Origin of the sequence: Paenibacillus oleatilyticus (genome assembly GCF_018998565.1) — a bacterium.
In the GTDB taxonomy this organism is placed as follows: Bacteria; Bacillota; Bacilli; order Paenibacillales; family NBRC-103111; genus Paenibacillus_G; species Paenibacillus_G oleatilyticus.
In genome coordinates, this window is the sequence record NZ_JAHNZO010000078.1 from 1 (window position 1) to 1,434 (window position 1,434).

Below are 1,434 nucleotides of genomic sequence, written 5' to 3' on the forward strand. Positions count from 1 at the left end.
ATCGGTGTTGAGCCCACCGGGCATTACTGGCTCAATCTCGCCTTCTGGCTTCAAGAAAGGCAACTCGAGCTTGTTCTCGTTAATCCTTTTCATGTCAAACGCAATAAGGAAAATAGAGATAACTCCCCCACGAAAAACGATGTCAAGGACGCCCTTGTCATTGCCGATATGGTGAAGAACGGTTATTACTCCGAGGTTCGTATGCTGGCTGAGTCCTATCAGGAGATTCGGCAGTTGGTTCATGCCCGTGAGTTCATCCTAAAGCAATCCGGTGCTGTAAAAAACCAAATTCATCGTTGGGTCGATATGCATTTTCCCGAGCTCGGCCTTGTCTTTAAGGACGTGACGTGCAAAACAGCCTTAGCGACACTTGCTTTGTTTCCACTGCCATCTGACATTCGCGACCTATCTCCGACCTTTATCGTCTCTCAATGGAAAAAGAAGCTCAAACGAGCGAGCTTGAGCACCGCTAAAGCCTTAATCGAATCGGCCAAGCGCTCTACAGGGCTCCCCGGATGCTCCATATCTTCCAAGGTCTGCGTTCATCTGCTATTAAGACAGCTGGATTTCTTTCAGCAGCAGCTCGCTGAACTGGAAGAGAAACTGGGAGTCCAGATTCAATTGATTCCAACCACTCCTTCACTTCGTACGTTTAAAGGGATCAGCGATATAACGCTGGCTACCCTGTATAGCGAAGCCGGTGATCTTAGACAATTCCAGCACGGATCGCAGCTTCTTCGGTTGGCCGGTTTACATCTATCTGAGAATAGCTCAGGGCTTCGTAAAGGAGAAGTAACCATTACCAAACGTGGCAGACCTGGCCTTCGTCGCATCTTATTTTTAACCGTTTTGCATCTAGTCGCTGCCAATCCAGAATTTAAGGCACTTCACGAACACAATAAGCATGTCAAGAAAATGAAGGGAATGCAGTCTTTGATGAAGCTTTGCGGAAAACTCGCTCGCATCCTAGTTGCCCTGGCAAAGGGTAACCAAGCCTATCTGCCGGAAAAAGTTAAGACCCTGGCTGCATAAGTAATCCTTGAACCACCGTAACATTCATCGTCATTTGGCTCATTCGCAGGATTCTACAAAGAAAGCGCGGCGTACCGACTACGTTTCCGCCTAAAGGGCACAGACCCGTTTTCAAAGAGTTGTCGGACTCCATCCCTTGGGTAGGTGTAACGAAGGAATGTAAGGGGATAAACCCGTTGAGACATGGGAGGGCGAGCCCCCAGGGATAGATGGAGAATGCGCAGAGAAATGGGACTATATGGTATTTTAATTGGATACCTTTATTTCTCTATGCATACAATTCCCGAACGTCTGGTCCAGTCCCTTCGTTACTTTATTCAAAAGTTTCAGCATGAATAAAATCCTGCGAATGAGCGAGATAGAACGAGAAAACAGCATCATACTGAGGGAGGCGGACGTAAA

At 47.4% G+C, this 1,434-nt stretch carries 1 protein-coding gene; it reads left to right on the forward strand.

Annotated elements, in window-relative coordinates; genetic code table 11:
• Positions 1 to 1,032: IS110 family RNA-guided transposase (locus tag KQX66_RS36355; RefSeq protein ID WP_216798386.1), on the forward strand; the 1,032-nt coding region annotated here is incomplete at its 5' end.
• Between the last annotated feature and the right edge of the window lie 402 nt (positions 1,033 to 1,434).